Here is an 18,213-nt window from a genome sequence, read left to right as displayed (position 1 = left end):
CAAGAGGATGGGAGAAGCCAAGCATGCTGGGCCCAGCCTGGTAGGCTAACGGCCATGGGCCGGTTCTCCGAGGATGAGTTGCAGGCGGTTGTCTCGCGGTACGAGGCGACACGGGCGGCCGCGTTGACCGAGCGGGACGAGCAGCTGCGGGCGTTTCACGCCGCCGGGTGGCGGCCGGTGGATCTGCAGCGGGTCACCGGTTACAGCCGAGAGACGATCCGGCAGGCACTACGACCGGAAGTCCGGCGGGCGACCAACATCAGCCGGCGCAGGACATCACCCCAGCCGCCGGCGGACTACCGGACCTACGGCGACCGGAAGCCCTATGTGGTGGCCGAGACCCTCGCCGCACTGCACGGCCCGACCGACGGCACGGTGACGCTTCCGCGTCACCTCGACTGGTCCGGGCACGCCGAGTACGACCTGAACCGCACCGCACGCCTGGCCAGCATGTACAAGGTGGTGCTCACCGAAGCCAGCACGGCCGAGGACCTCAATGCCTGGCTCGACGCCGACGTCCTCCGGCGGCTCTGGCCCACCCTCTGGCTACCACCCCAGCTCCGCCAGCGCTGGGAGGACGCCTTCCCCGAACTCGCCGCGACCCGCAGCAACGCGGCATAACGGTGGACCCCTTCCACGAACGCCTCGCCCGTACCGGGCTCGGGGCCGCCGATCGATACGGCTTCGCGCTGGCCGGCGGCTACGCGGTTCAAGCCGCCGGGCTCGTCGAGCGACCCAGCGAGGACGTCGACCTGTTCACCGCCTGGGACCGCCGCGACGAGTTCACCGCCGCGGTCGCCGCCGTCGTGCACGCCTACCGGGACGACGGCCTGACCGTCGAGACCGAGCGCCAGTACGACACCTTCGCCCGGCTGGCCGTCACCGACGGCGTGCGGGTGTCCAAGGTCGAACTCGGCGTGGACTGGCGCGCCAACGAACCGATCCTCATGGCGATCGGACCAGTCCTCCATCCCGACGACGCGGTCGCGAACAAGATGAGCGCCCTCTACGGGCGAGCGTTCGCCCGGGACTTCATCGACATCGATGCCACCCTTCGATCCGGCCGCTACACCCGCGACGCCCTGCTCGCCCTCGCGCAGCGCGCCGACCGTGGCTTCGACCCGCGCATCTTCGCCGACGCCCTCGGACAAGCCGCCCAGCTCGATCCCGATGACTTCGCTCAGTACGGCGTCGCCGGCCCAGCGCTGGACAATCTCCGAGGCCGATTCGCCCAGTGGCGCCGCGAACTGCTCGACGACGAGGAAGGATGACTCGGCCCCGACTCGCGGCAACGTTGGGCCTGCACCCGCAGGACCCGCAACGTTCCAGCTGATCTTCGGCAAGCGATCGCAGCGAGCCCGCAAAGCGACCGGCACGCAACGGGGGACGATAGGAAAGCCCCAGGTCATTAGCCTGCGGACACCGACGGAGCGTCGTCTTAGGAAACCGATGCTCTATCCCCTGAGCTACGAGGGCGCGAGGGCCTAGTCTAGCGACCTGGGGTTCACCTGGGGTGGCAGGGAGTGGCCCACATTCACCCACGCCATCCGCACCCCCGTTCTCCCAGCCTAGGACCACACCCCGAGTCTCCATGCGACTCCGGTTGATCTTGATGGGCAGGGTGGGGCGGCCGGCGGGAGCGGGGTCGCGTCGGCGGGCGAGGGCGAGCACGGCTTGGCGGTGGTGTTTGCCTTCGGCGCGTTTCTTCTCGTAGTAGGCGCGGGAGGTGGCGCATTCCCTGACGGCGGTGAACGCGACCATCCACAAACTGTGGCGCAGCCTGCGGTGGTAGCGGCGGGCTGCCGATCGTTACCGGAAACCCCTCCGGAATCGCGGGAAACAGGCGCCAAGCCCGCGGTAGCCGGTCAGCACGGTCAGTTCGGCGAGGAGTCGGTCGGAGGGTTCCAGGATCGGGTTGTCGGGGCGCATGCGGATGGTCTGGGCGATGACCACCGCCTCGCGGCGTCGGTCTTGTTCTCTCCGGCGAACGCGGCTGCCATGTGGGCGATACGGCCGGACTCCGCAGGCAGTCACGGCGCGTGCCGGCCAGACCGGAACGCCGGCGCCGTTGAAGGGCGACCCCGCGCGGTGTGGGGGTCGCCCTTCAGCGCGTCCGAACGCATCGGCGGTCGGGGCCGTAATCAGTGACGACGCATCTCACCGGGCGCGGGCGTCAGGAGGAAGTCCTTCGGCCCTGGACTGCCCGCCGGGTACTCCTGCAAGGGCACCGCCCCCGCCCGCCAGGCCTCCAGCACCGGCTCCACGATGCGCCAGCAGTCCTCGGCGGTGTCGCCTCGCACCGACAGGGTGGGGTCGCCCTCGAAGGCGCCTCGGAGCACCTCTCCGTACGGCGGCAGCTCGCCGGGGCCGAAGTCGGCCATCAGGTGCACCTGATCGAGTTCCAGCGGGTTGCCCGGGCCGTTGACGTTGACGTCGAGGCCCAGCCGATCCGGGCCGAAGCCGATCCGCAGCCGGTCGGGCTGCTCGTACCCGGTGAGCCCGGTGGGCACCCGGGGCGGCTGCTTGAAGGTGACGATGGCTTCCTTGCGGGTGCCCGCCAGGGCCTTGCCGGAGCGCAGCCGGAACGGCACTCCCGCCCACCGCCAGGTGTCCACGGCCAGCACCACCTCGGCGAGCGTCTCGGTTCCCCGGGCCGGATCGATGCCGGGCTCGTCGGCGTACCCGGGCAACCGCCGACCGTCCACCTCCCCGGCCGTGTACCGGGCCCGTCTGCTCCACCGCACCGGGTCGTCGTCCCATACGCGGGTGGCCCGCAGCACCTGCGCCTTGCGACCACGCAGGTCCCGGGCGTCAAGGGTGGGCGGCGCGTCCATCGCCATCAGCGCGAGAACCTGCAGGAGGTGGCTCTGCACCATGTCCACCAGCGCACCCGTGCCGTCGTAGTAGCCGGCGCGGCCCTCCAAGCCCAGGGTCTCGTCGAAAACGATGTCCACGCACGCCACGTGCGCGGAGTTGAGCACCGGTTCGAAGATCCGGTTGGCGAATCGCAGGCCGAGGATGTTCACGACGGTGGACTTGCCGAGGAAATGGTCGATGCGGTGCACCTGGTCCTCCGGCACGAGCCCGGCCAGGATGTCGTTGAGCGACCGCGCCGACACCGCGTCCGTGCCGAACGGCTTCTCCAGCATCAGTCGAGTGCCGGGCGGCAGGCCGATGCGAGCCAGCGCGGCGGCGGCCCGCGCAGTGATCGCCGGCGGCAGCGCGAAGAAGATCACCACTTGGCCGTGACAGGCAGCCAGCAGCCGCCGCAGGTCCTCCTCCCCGGTCACGTCGGCGGGCAGGTACCGGGCGGCGCGGACCACCTCGGTCTCCCGCGGCCCGTCCGCGCCCACCAAGGCGAAGGAGTCGGCCACGCGCCGACGCCACCGCTCGTCGTCCCAGTCGTCGGTGCCACTGCCGATCAGCCGCAGGCCGGGCTGGGCGCCGCTGGCCACCAGCCGCCCCAGCCCAGGCAGCAGCAGGCGTGCGGCCAGGTCACCGCTGGCGCCGAGCAACAACAACGTCTGCGGTACGGGGTCGCCGGGGGCGGGACGGTCGGCCACGAAACCCGCGACGCTCGGGGGCGATGTCTCCATGCACCCCACCATGCCCTGCCGGTCGGGGGGATATCCGCCCGTTGCGCGGAGGCACCCCCCTTCCCGCATCAAGGCCGGCAAAGGCAGAAACCAGATCGGCATCCAAGGCGGTTCGCTCGAGAGGAGGGCTTCGGGGCATCGCGGACCATCGACGAACGGCCGCAAGGTCGACCCCCACCATCCGTCACTGCGGCGCCATCATCGGCAGCGACGCATGGGTGTTCGCTCTCCTGGGACCGGCGTCACCTACCGGCAGCGAGACATCGCCGGCAGCAAGACGCGACACCGAAACGTTGACGTGACCGACGTGGACTGACACACCGGCGCGGGGAATCGCGAGGACCGCAGCGACGACAGCAACAGCCCGGTACAACCGGCACGCACCACGCGAAAACCGAGAACTCGCAGGTGATCGACCTACGGACGCGGATAGGGCACCGTCTTAGGAGTCTCCATGTGACTCCGGTTGATCATGGTGGGCAAGATGGACGACCGGCGGGACCGGGGTCGGGTCGGCGGGGGTGGTGGGCTGGTTCAGGCTGCGGCGCGGACCGCCGCTGCTGGTCGGGCGAAGGTTTTGTTGTCGCGGATGAGGGCCTAGAGGACGTCGACGCGTCGCCGGGCGCGCTCTACCTCGCTTCCGCTGACCGGATAACCACGGGTTCCGCTTGTGGCGAAGAGGTTGAAGGCGCTGCCCCGGGCGGATGAGCGGGCCTCTGCCGTACGCCGTCAGGGGCGGTCACTGGTGACGGGTACTCCGCTGCTGCGGCGTTGGTGGGGCAGGTCGGTGTGGTGGTCGGCGCCGGGGTGGCTGTGCGGGGTGCAGGAGCCGGTCGACGGTGGTCCAGGCTGCGGCGACGGCGGAGCCGGCGATGACCAGGACGATGACGATGCCGGCGAGGTCCTCGGCGCGGCCGTAGCCGAAGGTGTAGCTGCGGGTGGCGGCGCGTCGGCCGAGCAGGAACGCGATGCCCAGCGGCACCGCGGTCAGGGCGTCGGCGACGTTGTGCAGGGTGTCCCCGAGTAACGCCAGGCCTGCGGGCTGCTATTCGGCTGGCCGGGAGCGGGGGTCGTCGAACCAGGCGCGGGTGAACTGGCGTCGACGTCGACGTCGACGCGGTCGCAGGCGGCGGTGCGGTAGGCGTGCACGGCCTTGACCGCTTCGGCCTGATCGGGTGCGGGGCCGCCGACGACCCGTCCGGCGGTCGGGTCGGTGACGAAGGCGCGGACCTGGGCGAGCTGGTCGGCGGGCAGGTCGGGCCGGTAGGTGACGATGACGTACCCGTCGCTGATCACGTGCCCGAACGAGGTCGCCGGCACCGTCTCGCCCGGTTCGAAGAAGTCCTTCACCGGGTGGCCGCCGCCGGCCGGGAACGTCTCGGTGCGGTCGCGGACCTCACACCCGCCGCTTCCGCTCGCTCCGGCCTGCGCCTGGACCGGGCGCAGCACCTCACCGCCGGACGTGATCACCAGGACCGCCGCGGCGACCGTGCCGGCGGCGACGAGCACGGCGTGTGACAGCCGCACGTCGCGCAGCCTCGGAATGTAGTGCCGCAGCACGTCACCGAGCATGAACATCGCCGCCACCGCGATCAGCTGGCCGATCTCCACGCCGACGTTGAACGCCAGCACCCGAGGTACCTCCCCGCCAGCCGGCAGGCCGACCTCCTGCAGCCGGGTCGCCAGGCCAAGGCCGTGCACGAGACCGAAGGCGAGCACGGCGGCGGCGAACCACGCCCAGTCCTTCGGCCGGCCGCGCAGGCCGACGACACCGACGAACACCAGGCTCAACGCCACCACGACGTCCACCAGCACCGGATTGACGCGCCCGTCCGCGACGGTGGCGGTGAACAGGGTCACGCTGTGGCCCAGCGCGAACAGCGAGATCAACTTCGCCGCCCGCCGCACCTCCCCGGCCAGCAGCAGGATCCCACCGACGAACAGCAAGTGGTCCCAGCCGGCGAGCATGTGCTTCGTTCCCAACCACACGAACCCACCGACCGTGTCGCTCGACCCGCCGACCCCGTGCGCCCACGCGACGCCGGGCGCCGCCAACACCACCGTGATCACCATGGCGGTGACGGTCGCCGTCCGCTTGCCTGCCGCTGACATCGCCGATCCCTCTCCTCATCCCCGCCCTGTCGCAGGCGCGCGGGACCGTCCCGGCCCGCTCCGGGTGGCAACTGGTAGTCGCCGGCGGGGCCCGGAAAGTTCCCGGGCACTCGGGTGACGCCGCAGACCTGGCCAAGCCCCGGGCGGCCTCGTCGGGGGCCCAGCGGGTGACCCGGCGGCGGCGTCGTTCACCACCGTAGGCTTGCCGGATCATGGCTCATCGCCGCACTCACCACCTCCGCGCCCTGCTCGCCGTGCCGGCGTTCCGGCGACTGCTGGCCGTGCGCCTCGGTGGGCAGTTCACCGATGGGGTGTTCCAGGCTGCTCTGGCCGGCAGCGTGCTGTTCAACCCCGACCGGCAGGCCACCCCGACGGCGATCGCGTTCGCTGCGGCGGTGCTGGTGCTGCCGTACTCGCTGGTGGGGCCGTTCGCGGGGGTGTTGCTGGACCGGTGGAGCCGCCGGACGGTGACCGTGGTGACGAACCTGGTCCGGGCGGGTGTCGTGCTGCCGATCGCCGCGATGATCTTCCTTGGGTCGGAAGGGCCGCTGTTCTTCGTTTCGACCCTGGTGGTGATCGGGTTGGGCCGGCTGCTGCTGTCGGGGCTGTCGGCGGCGACTCCGCACGTGGTGCCCGACCAGCGGCTGGTGACCGCGAACGCGGTCGGCGGTACGGCGGGGTCGGTGGCGTACTCGCTCGGGCTGGGGTGCGCCCTGCTGTTGCTGCAGACCGTCTTCCCGGCCGGGGACGCCGGCTACGCGGGGATCGCGTTGCTCGCGCCGGTCGGCTACCTGGCGTCCGCCGCGTTGGCCCGGTTCTCCTTCGCCCGCGACGAGTTGGGCCCCGACCAGGCCCTGCCGCACCGGCCGGGCATCGCCGGGGAGGCGGCGGCGGTGGTCCGCGGCATGGCCGACGGGATGCGGCACCTGGGGCGGGCGCGTGGTGCCGCGTACGCGATGGGGGCCCAGGCGGGATTCCGGCTGTTGTTCGGGGTGCTGGCGCTGGCGATGCTGCTGCTCTACCGCAACCGGTTCGCCGGGGAAGACCTCGACGGCGTACCGGCGCAGTTGGGGTTGGTCTTCGCCGCGGGCGCGGCCGGTGTCCTGTTGGCGGCGGCGGTGACCCCGGCGGTGGCCCGCCGGATCGGCGGGTGGCGGTGGGTGGCCGGGCTGCTCGCGGCGGTCGCGGTGGCGTTGCCGGTGTTCGGGTTGCCGTTCGATCCGCTGCTGTTGGTGGTGGTCGTGCTGGTGGTCAACGTCGCCGGGCACGGCATCAAGATCGTGGTCGACACGATGGTGCAGCACGAGTGCGCCGACGCCTTCCGCGGGCGGGTGTTCGCGGCCAACGACACCACGTTCAACCTCGCCTACGTGCTCGGCATGGTGGTCGCGTCCCGGTTCATCCCGGACGACGGGCGCTCACCGGTGCTGCTCGGTATCGCCGCGGCCGGCTACGGCCTCCTCGCGGTCGGCTACGCGGTCGCCGCCGCCCGGTGGGCCCACAAAGCCGGGGACGACATCGCTCTCCCGGTGGGGACGATGACGGCGATCGAGCGGTAACCGCCAGGCACCCCCCGAACATCGGACCAGCTGACATGGGGAACGGCCACGACGGGGGTTCGCCGTCGTGGCCGTTCGGTCATCTCACCCTGCCGCGCCCTGCGCGGTGCGGGTCAGCTCTCGAAGGCGTCCTTGATCTTCTCGCCGGCCTGCTTGACGCTCGCGCTGGTCTGGTCGCCGCGGCCCTCGGCTTCGAGCCGCTCGTCGCCGGTCGCCCGGCCGGCGCCTTCCTTGACCTTGCCGGCGGCCTCTTCGGAGGCGTTGCCGATCTTGTCCTCGATACCCATGGAGCCTCCCGCGTCGATGGTGGCGCTACGCCGCCGTCAGTACTCCGGCACCGGACCTGAACCACACCCGAGGGCTCAGGTGCCGGGCGTGGTAGCGCCGGTGGGGGTGGGCTGCCAGTCGATGTCGGGTTCGAGGTAGATCGCCGTGGCGGTGGGCAGCACCCGGCGGATCCGGGAGCCGGTGTCTGCCGGTATCACGCCGGACAGCACGCGCCGGCCCGTCCCACAGGGGACAGGCCGGGCACCCGCTGTTCAGATCAGTGGATCCGGCGGCGGCCGTAGGCGCCGGCGGCGACCGCGACGCCGATCGCGGCGAAGGCCACCTGAAGGGCCAGCTCGATCCAGTCGATCCCGGCGGTGTCGTCCACGCCGAGAGCACCGGCGACGAGCGTGCCGAGGATCGCGGCGACCACACCGATGAGCAGGGTCAGCCAGATCGGGATGTTCTGCTTGCCCGGCACCACCAGGCGGCCGAGCGCGCCGATGATCAGACCGATGATGATCGCGGTGAAGAAGCCGGTAACTTCCACGAGAGCCATCCCTCCAGAGGTTGTCTGCCGGGGGTCACTGTGCCCCCGCGGTGTCGCCGGCGAAACCTCCCGATGGCATGCCGGCACTTCTTCACACACCTGTCATGCAATCGAGCACAGATCGTCAACCGACGCCAGCGGCTACACGGTGCGAGATCGGCCGGACCGTCCTGCGACCAGGTTCACCGGCTCGGCAACGGGGGTAACGGTGGCTGCCATGCCTGATCTGACCCCTCAGTGGCCGCTGGCGTCGAGCATCGGAACACCTGGTGCGCGTTGCCGTCAGCGCCGGACGATGTCGAAAAGGTCCAGGTTGAGCAGGTAGTCGCCGTCGCCCTCGAAGGTGAGGGTGAGACGCTGCTTCGTGCCGGCCTTGAGGTCGACGTCGGCGGTGGCGGCACGCCAGGCCGTCCAGCCACCGGTGCCGGTGGCGGTCGTGGCACCGACCTGCGTCCGGCCCTGCTTGACGCTGATCCGGCCGCCTGCCGCCGCCGATGCGTAGCGGAAGGTCACCCGGTGGCGCCCGGTCGTGGTGATGTCCACCTCGTAGGTGACCGAGGAGCCGTCGGTGACGTACCCGATGCTGCGCCCGTCGGCACCGGCGGTGGTCTCGATGCGGACGCCGCCCGTCTGCGAGGTGAGGTCCTCGGCCTGGATCCGGCTGGCGGCACCCGGCGGGGTGCCGCCGCCCGGCGAGGTCACCTGGTTGACCCCCGTCGTGGTGTGCACGACCTTCTTCAGGCCGCCGTCGGCCCGGAAATGCAGGTAGTCCACGGAGGCGTTGCGGCGGTATCCGGCGCCGGGCTCACCGGCGGCGTTGGTGTAGTTGCCCACGTGGTAGAAGTAGTACCACCTGCCGGCGTACCGGATGATCGAATGGTGGTCCTGCGCTCCGGCTGGGCGTGGCCCGACCGCTCCCTTGAGCTGGCCGGCGCCGCCGAACGGCCCGTAGGGGGAGCTGCCGGTGGCCCAGAAGCCCTGATCCTGCTCGCCCTGCCAGTCGGTGTAGGTGAAGTAGTAGGTGGTGCCCTTCTTGAAGACGAAGATGCCCTCCTTGTGGTTGGTCGCGCCGTAGCTGACCGCCCGCGGGCTCTCCGCGAGTTCGGTCATGGTGCTCTTGAGTTTGGCGACGTACGGGACGTGCTTGGTTTGCCCGCCCTCGCTCCTCCAGCCGCTCCAGTACAGGTAGTAGTTGCTGCCGTCCTGCAGCACCATCGGGTCGATCCCGGAAATGTCCGGGATGTGACGGCCGCTGTCGGTGAACGGCCCCGCCGGGCTGTTCGCGGTGGCCACACCGATCCGCCAGATCCCGGTCCTGTCCTTGTGCGGGTAGAACAGGAAGTTCGTCGTTCCCTTGCGGGCCGCGCCCGGCGCCCACATGTAGCCGCGCGAACCCCAGCTGACGTCGCGGGAGTGCAGGATCTCGCCGTGGTCGGTCCAGTTGACCATGTCGGTGGAGGAGAAGACGTGGTAGCCGTCCATCCCTGAGTAGTTCGTCGAGGAGTCGATCGGCGGTCGATCCTGGGAGGTGTACATCCACACCCTGCCGTCCCACACGTGGACGTCCGGATCGGCCCCTCTGATGTTCTTCACGATCGGGTTGCCGGAGGTCACCTCGACGGCTGCTGCGGCCTTTGCCGGGTGCTGCTGATCGGCGTTGGCGGAGGTGATGCCGGCGACGGCCATCCCGAACACTGTGACGGCGCTGACGACTGCCGTGAGCAGCCTCCTTCTTCTGGGCACCACGGAACTCCTTCTGGGGCCACCGGCCTCGTCGATACGACAAACCGGCACGGGCTTTCTGCTGACGAAGGGGAACACTCCGCAATGCCGTGGACGGTTTCGTCACGGCAGCGCCGCATCCGACGTTCCTCGACGAAACCTGGGCCGGCGACGCGGAGTGTCCCCTGTCGATCGGCGCTACCGCCGATCAGCGAAAGCCCAACGAGTCCCAAGGAGACACGACGATGTCACGACGATCCTGGCGTCAGCTGGCAATTGCCGGCCTGGTAGTGGCTGCGGGTGGTGGGGCGTGGGCAGTGGCCCCGACCGCCTCCGCCGACGACGCCCCCCGCATCACTCAGCTCGCCGGTGTCACCGAGGGCGCCACGCTGAGCGGCACGGCCCGGATCGAGGCGCGCACCAGCGGCACCGTCGACCGGGTGGAGTTCTCGCTTTCGGGCGCGAGCACGGCGACCTGGACCGAACGGCAGGCGCCCTACTACTTCCTGGGCAACAACGGCACGATCGTGCCGGGCTGGAGCGCGGCTGCGGCTCCCGACGGCGCGTACGCGCTGGCGGTGCGGGCGATCGGCCCCGGCGGCACCTCCCAGCAGACGGTACGGTTCACGGTTGGTCAGCAGGCCGGCGAGCCGGCGCCGACGCAGGCTCCGACGCCGACGACCGGGAGCGACGCGAGTGCGGCGAACCCGTCGGTCAGCAACGGGGTGGCGACGTTCACCGCGAACAAGACCATCGGCAAGCTCTCCGTACCGGACTCCTGGACGGAGATCGTGATCGGCGCGGGGGTGACCCTGAAGGGCAACTTCTTCATCCCCGCCAACCGCACGAAGGCGTTGACGATCACCGGCCGGGACAAGCAGACGTCCCAGTTGACCGGTGACGGCCCGCACGCCAAGGACTACACCCGGGCCGGCGTGACGACCGAAGCGAAGATCAAGCTGACCCTGCGCAACTACACCTCGGTCAACCCGCGCTTCTACCACATGTGGGCGAAGAGCGCGCAGGTCGTCATGTCGGGCATGCGGTACATCGACAACCGGGACCTGGGCAGCAACAACTCCGACGGCTTCAGCGGCGGCGACAACTCGCTGATCGAGAACACCTTCATCGACACCTGGGACGACTCCGCCAAGCTCTACACCGGTGACCTCACCATCCGGGACACCACGATCGTGCACAACCGCAACGGCGCGCCGATCCAGATGGCCTGGGGCGACTACGGGCAGGGCACCGCGATCCTGGACGGGCTGACCGTCATCTCCAACTCGTCCAACGGCTACAACCAGGGCGTCTTCTCCTGGGCCGGTGGCACGAAGGCCGACACCCGGACGATCAAGATCGTCGGTGCGGGTTTCATCCGCAAGGTCAACCCGGGAATGGCCGAGGCGCCGCTCTACGCGTTCAAGGACGGCGTGAAGAACAAGACCATCCGTGTCGAAGGCGGCGACTGCTCGGTGGTGCGCAGCACCTCCGCCAACACGTTCCAGGGCGCCAACACCTCCGGCAACAAGGTTGTCGTCACCGGCTGCAGGTGACGGCATGTCCGTGGCGGAGCCGGGACACCCGGCCGGCTCCGCCACGGAAGCCCCGGAGCACGGCGCAAGGACGCGCCGGCACCTCGAAGTTGAGACGACGGCGACCCGTCCGGGCACCTGGTTCAGTGCCCGGACGGGTCGCCGCGAACCTGCGGCCGGCCCCCTACGCGCAGGCCACGCCGTTGAGGAAGGGGGTGGCGATCGGTGGATCCGCCGGCTCACCGGAGGCGATGAAGCCGATTGTCACCGACGAGCCGGGAGCCAGGGTCTCGTTCCAGCTCGGTGCGTCGGCCCGGGCCATGTGCCCGGTCTGGCTGACCACGGCGTTCCAGCCGCTGCCGATGACGGCGCCGTTGTACATGTGCCAGCCGACCGACCACGGCCGCAGGCTCGCGGGCCCGTCGTTGCGGACGGTCACCGATGCCTGGAACCCGCCCGGCCAGCGCTGGTCCACCGTCACCGTCGTGGCGCACTTCCCGTCGGTACCCGGGCCGCTGCCGCCGTCGTCGCCGAAGACCACGTCGGAGCAGTTGAAGAAGGCCTCCGGACTGTCCGAGCGTTGCCAGATGGAGTAGATGACATGCCGCCCAGTCTTGTCGGCGGGCAGGACGGCGTCCCACTGGTACGCGCCGTTGACGATCGAGGGGTTGGTCGCCGTGGAGAAGGGTGCGGGTTCCAGGTCCGACCATGCGAGGGGCTTGGTCGGGTCGTAGCCGTCCTTCGTGACGTACACCTCGAAGGTGCCGGGGTGTGGCGCCCAGGCGGCGTAGGTGAACCGGTGGTCGGCGCCGGATTTCAGGGTGGTCGCCGGCCAGTCGGCCCGCGCGGCGTTGTACGCGGCGTACTTGGCGGTGCCCGCACCGCAGAGCTGGCCGTCGGGGATCAACTCCCGGTGGCGGCTGGCGTTGTTGCCGATCAGGACGCCGTACCAGTCGTAGAGCGGCTGGGTGCCGCCCTGCGCGACGGCGTCCCGGCAGGCGTTGCTCAGCGGGCTCTCCGGCCCCTCCAGGTAGCAGGCCCAGGTCCGGGTGGCCGGCGAGGTCATCGCGCCGTGGGCGTACGCCGGTCGGGGTGCCATCACTACCGTGAACGCCGCCGCGGCTAGTACGGCCACAGCACTGGCCACACCCAGCGTCTTGCGCTTCATCCGTGTCGTTCCTTCCTCGGAGTTGAGCGGGCCGGTCACGACGCGGCGCAGGTCAGGTCGGCCGGAGTGGTGCCCGCACCTGTGCCGGTGAAGCCGAAGACGGTGGTGGCCTCCGGCGCCAGCTTGCCGTTGTACGGCTCGTTGGTGACGGTGTTCCTACCGCCGGATGCGGTCCACTGTCCGTTCCACACCGAGGAGATCGCGGTCCCGGCCGGGTTGGTCCAGGTGACCCGCCAGCTGCCGGTCGCGGTGGTGCCCGTGTTCTTCACCTCGATCTGGCCCTGGAAGCCTCCCTGCCAGGCATTGGTCACCGTGTACGTCGCAGCACAGCCGTCGGTGCCGCCGCCGGCGCCGGGAAGGGTGGTGACGGTGCGACCGGGTGAGGGTGCGGAGACGTTGCCGGCCGCGTCACGAGCCCGGACGGTGAAGGTGTAGCTCGTCTCGGCAGACAGGTTGCCCGCCCGGTACGAGGTGCCCGAGACGGTGGCGACCACCGTCGCCGGGCCGGTGCCGGTGGCGCGCAGCACCTCGTAGGAGGTGACACCGGTGTTGTCGGTCGACGCCGCCCAGTCGAGGGTGACGGCGTTGGCGGTCAGGTTGCTGGCCGTGGGCCGTCCCGGAGCGGTCGGGGCGACGTCGTCGTCCTCGCTGCCGTCGGCGTAGCGCTCGGTGAGGCTGATGCCGGTGGTGGAGTTGACGCCGCCCAGGCGCACCTGGTGGTCGAGGCTGACGAACTTGCCGTTGTGCTGCCACAGCACCGGCTTGAGCACCTGGGTGTACTTGGTCTCGTCCCAGGTGGTCCAGTCGTCCAGCAGGAGGCCGCCGGTGTCGCCGGAGTTCGGATTGAGGCACCAGAAGGTGTGGTGGATCTCGTATTCCGCCATCAGGTCGCGCAGGGCCTTGAGCCACTTGTCCTGCCGGGCGTCCTGGCCGAGCCGGCCGCCCCACTCGCCGACCAGCAGCGGGGCGTGTCGTTCTCGTGGATGTAGAGCCAGTTGGGCCGCCACACGTCGTTGGTCAGCGAGGTCTTGTCGAACTCGCCCTGGAACCAGGGCTGCTCGTAGACCAGCGGTCCGTAGTCGTGCGGGGAGTAGACCAGCTGGTCCTGGTTGGCACCGAGGTCGACCGGGTGCTGGGCGACGCCACGCAGGTTGCCGCCCCACCAGTTGTTGTAGTAGTTGGGGCTCAGGTCGGGGTTGGTCTTCGGCGAGTCCCAGGTCTTGCCGGGGCGGGGGTACGCCTCGATGCCCTCGCAGAGGACCAGCAGGTTCGGGTTGATGGCCAGGATGCGCCGGCCGGCCGTCTCGCAGGCGTGCTTGAAGTTGTCCTGGTCGGTGGTGCCGTCCCACTTGGCGCGCGGCGACTCGTTCGGCTGGCCGTGCGGCTCGTTCTTGATGTCCATCGCGACGACGGTGTCGTTGGTCCGGTACCGGGCGGTGATCCACTCCCAGCCCTGGTAGAACTTCTCCGGGGTGATCGTGCCCTTCCACCACACCGGATAGATGTGGCCCGAGTTGTCGGCCTCGGCGCTGTGCACGTCGATCATGACCTTCAGGCCGTACTTCTCGCACAGGTCGAGCCAGTAGTCGAAGATCTGCAGGTTGTTCAGGCCGGCCAGCTCCCGGTTGGCCGACAGGTTGACGTTCGGCATCACCGTCTGGCCGGCCTTCCACTCCAGCAGCAGCTGGGTGGAGACCGGCACCCGGACGATGTTCATCCCCCGGTCGGCCATGCCCTTGGTGATGGACTCGATGTTGCCGCCCCAGAGCCCGTGGAAGACGCGCTCGGTGGCGTTGAAGCCGAACCAGTTGACGCCCGTCAGCCAGACCCGGTTGCCGGCGGAGTCGACGATCCTGTTGCCGTCGGTGTGCAGCCAGTCGGCCGCCGGCACCGCCTCTGCCTGGACGGCTGACCCGCCCGACTCGGGTGCGGCCGCGGCCGGGACGGCGGAGCTGGCAGCCAGCCCGAGGACGGCAGCGGCGGCTACGCCAATGGCCCGCAATTTCGATCTTGCCAGCATGGTGAAACTCCTTGTGGTGATGGCCGTGGAGATCGGCCAGGACGCCTGAAGGCGAACCCGACCCATGGGAGCGCTTCCATCGACCACGATAGGTCCCGCGACGGCCTAACGGAAGGGACGTATTTCCACAGAAGGCACTTAACCGGTTTACCGGTCAAGTACGCCGCAATTAGCGCCAGTCCGTGCTTGGCCGCACGGCGTCTAAGCACTGGCGTGACGCGGCGACGTCTCTCATGCGCCACGAGCAAGCCGTGATCGGCGGGTAGCACCCGCCGACTCGGGCAGGCCTCGATGCTGGTGAACACTCCGCACCGACGCCTGGGGTTTCACGCGTCGATCGCAGCCGTCACGGGATGCGGTCAGGCACGGGTCGTCAGTCGGGAACCCGGTCGTGCAGCACGTCGACGTAGAAGGCTCGCTGGTCGCCACGGATGGAGAACCGTGCCTGCTCGATCCAGCCGAACTGTTCCAGGGTGCGGCGCATCGGCTCCAGCAGCTTGGTCTTCTCGCAGCTGTCGTTCGGGGCCAGGATGCCGTCGAGCTCGGTGAAGTCGGCCCGCGCGTTCGTCCCGTCCAGCTTGAGATAGCGGAAGCGGTGGGCGTCACCGTCGAAGGCGCTGGTCAGGCCGGCCGCGCGATCGGCCGGCGTGGGGCCGTCGAGCAGCGCCCGCAGGGCCTCCTTGGCGACGCCGCGGGCCGGGACCTCCCGGGTCACCGTGACGACCTGCGGGCAGCGCTGGCCGGCCTGCTCACGCAGCAGGAACAGCTTCACCCGGCGGGTGCCGGTGGTCGGCTCGGTCGCCGGTTGGATCGGGCCGCCGGTCTCCGTCGCCTGGGCGCTCGCCGTCGCGGTGGACGGGACATCGGACGGACGGGGCGGCGTGGCCGACGATGCGGGCGGCGGGATGGTGGGAGCCGTCGGCACGGGAGCGGCGACCTGTGGCTCACCGGCTGGTGTGGCCACCACGGCCGTGACGACGGGAACGGCCACCATCGCCGCGGCGACCAGGCCGGCTGCGGCGACGGAGCGGACGCGGCGACGGCGTGCACGGTGGCGCAGGTCGCTCAGATCCGGTGGACGTGCGGTGTCGGCGGCGGTCCCGGCCATCCGGCGCAGCGCGTCACGCGTCGCCTCCGCGTCCGGAATTCCGTCAGTCACCGTCATCTCCCCTGGGCGTAGCCGACGCCACTCTACCGTTTGACGCTGCCGCATTAATCACATACGGTGCGATCGTTATTTAAGCGGATGAGTACGACAGCGTCCAGGTCGGATGGTCGCCGCACGGTAAGCGCCCGAATCGGGGATGCGCGCGTTGCGACAGGTGTCGAGAGGTCCGATGTCGACAGATCGGGAGTTCACCGAGTTCTACCTGGCGACGTACCGTCGGCTGGTGGGCCAGCTGTTCGTGCTGACCGGCAACCGCCACGACGCCGAGGAGCTTGCCCAGGAGGCGTTCTCCCGTGCGCTGCCCCGGTGGACGAAGATCAGCGGGTACGAGGCGCCGGAGGCGTGGGTGCGGCGGGTCGCGTTCAACCTCGCCTTCTCCCGGCGCCGCAAGGCGCTGCGCGGCGCGGCCGCCCTGCTGCGCCTCGGCAGCGACCGGGTCCACGATGGCGACAGCACTGACGGTGTTGCCGTCGCCGAGGCCCTGCGGGCGGTGCCGGTACGGCACCGGCAGGCATTGGTGCTGCACTATGTCGTCGACCTCTCCGTGCGGGACGTGGCTACCGAGCTGGGCGTTCCGGAGAACACCGTCAAGACGTGGCTGCGGCGGGGCAGGCAGCAGTTGCACGCGGCGCTCCGAGTGGACGAGACGACCGGAGCCGAGGATCTCCTCGCACACCTTCGCCCCTGAGCGGAGCCGGGTGGGGTGCGGCGTCACCGCCGCACCCCACCCTGGAAAGGGCCCGACCGTGCTCAGCTCACGGTGACGCTGTCCACGTCGAAGAGGAAGCCCGCGCCACCGGTGTAGACCAGGTGCAGCGGCCCGGTTCCGGTGCCCGACAGCGACGTCGAGACGGTCCGGTAGGTCGTCCAGCCGTCGGTGGCAGGCACGTCGACCGAGCCGAGTAGCGGGCCGGTCGCCGAGCCGGCCCGTACCTCGATGGTGCCGCCGGAGGTGCCGGAGGCCACCCTTGCGGAGAACTCGGTCCGGCCAGTCGTGGACACCTGGGCGTAGCCGGCCCAGTCGCCGTCGTGCAGGTAGCCCGCCGTGGCACCGCCCTGCGCCGCGCTGTGGAACGCCAACCGGACGCCGGAGTGCGACGTGTACGACTCACCCTGCACCGTCTCCGCGGAACTTCCACCTCCCCCCGAGGTGGTGAGGAAGGTACGCAGCTTGTTGGCGTTGCCGGCGTCGTCGCCGGTGATCAGGTAGTACATCATTCCGGCGTCGGAGACGTCGCCCTTCTTGTTCATGATGTTGTTGACCACGTTGTGCACGTAGCGCAGCCGCTGGTCGGAGTTGTTGGCCATCCAGGCCCACTTCTCCTCGCCGCCGCCGGTGCCCAGACCGGCGTTCTGATCCGGGATCCGCGTGTACCTGACCTGCGGGAAGTCGCGACGGATGTCGGCGAGGTTCCACCGGTTGTCGTCGTCGTCGTGGTTGTTGTTCCAGTCCGAGTGCGAGATCAGGGTGACGTGCTGACGCGCGGCGCTGTTCGAGCCCTGCAACGCCCGGTACACGACACCCATCGGGCCGGCGCCGACGAGGCAGAGGGTGTTGATGGCGGTGGAGGCGTCGACCGCCGAGCGGAGGTGGGTCACCGCGGCGTCGAGGTTCGTCTGGCTGTTGCGGAAGATGCCGGCGACGTCGTAGCCGAACTGCCCCGCGACGCCCTCGGTGGCGGTGACCATGTCCCGCTCCCAGCTCGCGGTGGAGCTGCCGAGGTGCGAGTTGTAGTCCCAGTGCACGAGCCGGGACTGCTGGCCCTTCTCGGCGAGCAGCGCCAGGGCCATCGCGGACGCGCCGATGTCGTCGCGGTCGTGGTAGTTGCCGTCCGAACTCCAGGCGATCCGCTCACAGCCGAAGTCGAGGGCGGGCGGCGCGGCCTGCGCGGGCTGCCCGGTCAGGGCGACGGCGACGCCGAGCCCGAGGGCGCAGGCTGCGGCCGCGAGGCCGGGACGGGTGATCCGTGGCATCAGGGGTCCTTCCGGTACGAGGGGTGGTCGCCGTCCGGCCGGGACCGGGTGCTGTCGGTCCCGGTCGGGCGGCTCGCAGACAGACACTCCGCCCCGCGGTGGAAGGTTTCGCCGCCACGACAGGTCCTCTGCCCCGGCACACCGCGCTCGGGTCAGCCGTCTCCGCGCCGGCCGCCCTGCGGACGTGAGCCCTCGCATGCCTGCTGGGCGCGTGCCCAGGTGGCGTCGTCGACATCGGCCGGCCGTAGCGCCTCCTGCCCGCCCTGGCGGTTCCCTTCGCCCGGCTGGCCGGAGGGCCTGACGGTGGGTCGGGTGGTCGGTCGGGCGGTCCGGTCCGCCTGCCCGCTGCGGCCGGGTCGGGCCGAGGGCAGGTCCTCGGGTACGTCGATACCCTGCTCACGCAGGCACGCCGCGTACGCGGCCAGCCCGCCGGACGCCGGCTGGGTCGGCTGCGACTGCTCGGCCGCCGGCTCGCCGCCGCAGCCGGCCGCGAGTGCGAGCAGGGCGGCGCCGACCGCCACGGTCAGGGCCGGCCGTCGATG

General features: G+C 70.4%; 16 protein-coding genes and 1 pseudogene. 5 read left to right on the top strand and 12 right to left on the bottom strand.

Translation table 11 applies throughout. The annotated features are described in order from the left end of the window. Positions 1-54 precede the first annotated feature (54 nt). Together AB0I76_RS00775 and AB0I76_RS00770 are read left to right on the top strand one after the other, a co-directional pair. Positions 55-621: a hypothetical protein gene (locus AB0I76_RS00775; protein WP_357027841.1), complete on the top strand. Its 567-nt coding sequence runs from the start codon at positions 55-57 to the stop codon at positions 619-621. A 2-nt stretch (positions 622-623) separates the two neighbouring features. Next, positions 624-1,271, top strand: coding sequence for a nucleotidyl transferase AbiEii/AbiGii toxin family protein (locus tag AB0I76_RS00770; RefSeq protein WP_357027838.1), 648 nt, complete (start codon positions 624-626; stop codon positions 1,269-1,271). 870 nt (positions 1,272-2,141) lie between these two features. Here AB0I76_RS00770 and AB0I76_RS00765 read toward each other — a convergent pair. The 3 genes from AB0I76_RS00765 to AB0I76_RS00755 all read right to left on the bottom strand — a co-directional run bounded on the left by AB0I76_RS00765 (position 2,142) and on the right by AB0I76_RS00755 (position 5,708). Next, a complete protein-coding gene (locus AB0I76_RS00765) occupies positions 2,142-3,596 on the bottom strand; it encodes a glucose-6-phosphate dehydrogenase (protein ID WP_357027835.1) in 1,455 nt (484 codons plus the stop codon). A 739-nt stretch (positions 3,597-4,335) separates the two neighbouring features. Next, positions 4,336-4,578: a cation transporter gene (locus AB0I76_RS00760; RefSeq protein WP_357027832.1), complete on the bottom strand. Its 243-nt coding sequence runs from the start codon at positions 4,576-4,578 to the stop codon at positions 4,336-4,338. 5 nt (positions 4,579-4,583) lie between these two features. After that, positions 4,584-5,708 carry a HupE/UreJ family protein gene (locus AB0I76_RS00755; RefSeq protein ID WP_357027829.1) on the bottom strand — a complete coding sequence of 375 codons (1,125 nt, stop codon included), beginning with the start codon at positions 5,706-5,708 and terminating at the stop codon, positions 4,584-4,586. A gap of 212 nt (positions 5,709-5,920) precedes the next feature. Here AB0I76_RS00755 and AB0I76_RS00750 point away from each other — a divergent pair, with 212 nt between their 5' ends. Then, positions 5,921-7,267, top strand: coding sequence for an MFS transporter (locus AB0I76_RS00750; protein WP_357027826.1), 1,347 nt, complete (start codon positions 5,921-5,923; stop codon positions 7,265-7,267). A gap of 113 nt (positions 7,268-7,380) precedes the next feature. Here AB0I76_RS00750 and AB0I76_RS00745 read toward each other — a convergent pair whose 3' ends face one another. From AB0I76_RS00745 to AB0I76_RS00730, 4 genes are all read right to left on the bottom strand, one after another. After that, on the bottom strand, positions 7,381-7,554 hold the full coding sequence (locus tag AB0I76_RS00745) for a CsbD family protein (RefSeq protein ID WP_357027823.1): 174 nt from the start codon (positions 7,552-7,554) through the stop codon (positions 7,381-7,383). A 75-nt stretch (positions 7,555-7,629) separates the two neighbouring features. Beyond that, entirely contained in the window at positions 7,630-7,752 is a 123-nt protein-coding gene (locus AB0I76_RS00740; protein ID WP_357027820.1) for a hypothetical protein, read from the bottom strand. A gap of 59 nt (positions 7,753-7,811) precedes the next feature. Then, a complete protein-coding gene (locus tag AB0I76_RS00735; RefSeq protein ID WP_357027817.1) occupies positions 7,812-8,084 on the bottom strand; it encodes a GlsB/YeaQ/YmgE family stress response membrane protein in 273 nt (90 codons plus the stop codon). Positions 8,085-8,366: 282 nt separating this feature from the next. Further along, positions 8,367-9,770, bottom strand: coding sequence for a family 43 glycosylhydrolase (locus tag AB0I76_RS00730; RefSeq protein ID WP_357027815.1), 1,404 nt, complete (start codon positions 9,768-9,770; stop codon positions 8,367-8,369). 281 nt (positions 9,771-10,051) lie between these two features. Here AB0I76_RS00730 and AB0I76_RS00725 point away from each other — a divergent pair, with 281 nt between their 5' ends. Continuing rightward, positions 10,052-11,362, top strand: a complete 1,311-nt coding sequence (locus tag AB0I76_RS00725; protein WP_357027812.1) for a hypothetical protein — start codon at positions 10,052-10,054, stop codon at positions 11,360-11,362. 163 nt (positions 11,363-11,525) lie between these two features. Here AB0I76_RS00725 and AB0I76_RS00720 read toward each other — a convergent pair whose 3' ends face one another. The 3 genes and pseudogenes from AB0I76_RS00720 to AB0I76_RS00710 form a co-directional block, all read right to left on the bottom strand. Further along, positions 11,526-12,509 (bottom strand): lytic polysaccharide monooxygenase, encoded by a 984-nt coding sequence (locus tag AB0I76_RS00720; protein WP_357027809.1) that lies wholly within the window; start codon positions 12,507-12,509, stop codon positions 11,526-11,528. A gap of 35 nt (positions 12,510-12,544) precedes the next feature. Next, positions 12,545-14,529 (bottom strand): annotated as a pseudogene (locus AB0I76_RS00715) (cellulase family glycosylhydrolase). A 373-nt stretch (positions 14,530-14,902) separates the two neighbouring features. Then, complete coding sequence (locus tag AB0I76_RS00710; RefSeq protein ID WP_357027806.1) at positions 14,903-15,688, bottom strand: GerMN domain-containing protein; 786 nt, start codon at positions 15,686-15,688, stop codon at positions 14,903-14,905. A 178-nt stretch (positions 15,689-15,866) separates the two neighbouring features. On the opposite strand from AB0I76_RS00710, the gene AB0I76_RS00705 reads away from it, so the two are divergent. Further along, the gene (locus AB0I76_RS00705; RefSeq protein WP_357027803.1) at positions 15,867-16,385 is read left to right on the top strand and encodes a sigma-70 family RNA polymerase sigma factor; all 519 of its coding nucleotides are present in this window, start codon (positions 15,867-15,869) and stop codon (positions 16,383-16,385) included. A gap of 62 nt (positions 16,386-16,447) precedes the next feature. On the opposite strand, the gene AB0I76_RS00700 is transcribed toward AB0I76_RS00705, so the two are convergent. Next, a complete protein-coding gene (locus tag AB0I76_RS00700; protein ID WP_357027800.1) occupies positions 16,448-17,671 on the bottom strand; it encodes a carbohydrate-binding protein in 1,224 nt (407 codons plus the stop codon). Positions 17,672-17,823: 152 nt separating this feature from the next. Continuing rightward, positions 17,824-18,192, bottom strand: coding sequence for a hypothetical protein (locus tag AB0I76_RS00695; protein ID WP_357027928.1), 369 nt, complete (start codon positions 18,190-18,192; stop codon positions 17,824-17,826). Positions 18,193-18,213: the final 21 nt, after the last annotated feature.

Source organism: Micromonospora sp. NPDC049799, from assembly GCF_040656655.1.
Classification (GTDB): domain Bacteria; phylum Actinomycetota; class Actinomycetes; order Mycobacteriales; family Micromonosporaceae; genus Micromonospora.
The sequence above is the reverse complement of the archived record's forward strand: the minus strand, read 5'-3'. Positions and strand labels throughout refer to the sequence as shown.

Bases quoted from the DNA above. Each gene is read 5' to 3' on its own strand.
- AB0I76_RS00775 (WP_357027841.1), top strand. From the start codon at position 55: ATGGGCCGGTTCTCCGAGGATGAGTTGCAGGCGGTTGTCTCGCGGTAC.
- AB0I76_RS00755 (WP_357027829.1), bottom strand. From the start codon at position 5,708: ATGTCAGCGGCAGGCAAGCGGACGGCGACCGTCACCGCCATGGTGATC.
- AB0I76_RS00720 (WP_357027809.1), bottom strand. From the start codon at position 12,509: ATGAAGCGCAAGACGCTGGGTGTGGCCAGTGCTGTGGCCGTACTAGCC.
- AB0I76_RS00745 (WP_357027823.1), bottom strand. From the start codon at position 7,554: ATGGGTATCGAGGACAAGATCGGCAACGCCTCCGAAGAGGCCGCCGGC.
- AB0I76_RS00725 (WP_357027812.1), top strand. From the start codon at position 10,052: ATGTCACGACGATCCTGGCGTCAGCTGGCAATTGCCGGCCTGGTAGTG.
- AB0I76_RS00730 (WP_357027815.1), bottom strand. From the start codon at position 9,770: ATGGCCGTCGCCGGCATCACCTCCGCCAACGCCGATCAGCAGCACCCG.
- AB0I76_RS00750 (WP_357027826.1), top strand. From the start codon at position 5,921: ATGGCTCATCGCCGCACTCACCACCTCCGCGCCCTGCTCGCCGTGCCG.
- AB0I76_RS00700 (WP_357027800.1), bottom strand. From the start codon at position 17,671: ATGCCACGGATCACCCGTCCCGGCCTCGCGGCCGCAGCCTGCGCCCTC.
- AB0I76_RS00705 (WP_357027803.1), top strand. From the start codon at position 15,867: ATGTCGACAGATCGGGAGTTCACCGAGTTCTACCTGGCGACGTACCGT.
- AB0I76_RS00765 (WP_357027835.1), bottom strand. From the start codon at position 3,596: ATGGAGACATCGCCCCCGAGCGTCGCGGGTTTCGTGGCCGACCGTCCC.